This is a genomic window from Pseudomonas sp. 8209 (genome assembly GCF_028682105.1).
Classification (GTDB): Bacteria; Pseudomonadota; Gammaproteobacteria; order Pseudomonadales; family Pseudomonadaceae; genus Aquipseudomonas; species Aquipseudomonas palmensis.
On sequence record NZ_JANIAH010000036.1, the window covers coordinates 1 to 324 of the forward strand.

1 pseudogene is annotated in these 324 nt (G+C 66.4%); it reads left to right on the top strand.

Annotated elements, in window-relative coordinates:
- Positions 1-324 (top strand): annotated as a pseudogene (locus tag NP552_RS25890) (AMP-binding protein); the annotation flags it as partial.

Genomic DNA, 324 nt, shown 5'->3' on the forward strand with positions numbered 1-324 from the left:
CATCGGCGAGCCGATCCTGGACCTGTCGTGGTACCTGCTCGATGCCGACCTGAACCCGGTGCCCAAAGGCGCCATCGGCGAGCTGTATGTGGGCCAGGCCGGCCTGGCGCGTGGTTATCTCAAGCGTGCCGATCTCACCGCCACGCGCTTCGTGCCCGATCCGTTCTTGGCCCGCGGCGAGCGCCTGTACCGCACGGGCGACCTGGCGCGTTATCGCCAGGATGGCATCGTCGAATACGTCGGCCGCATCGACCATCAGGTCAAGATCCGCGGCTTCCGCATCGAGCTGGGTGAAATCGAGGCACGTCTGGCGCAACAGGCTGC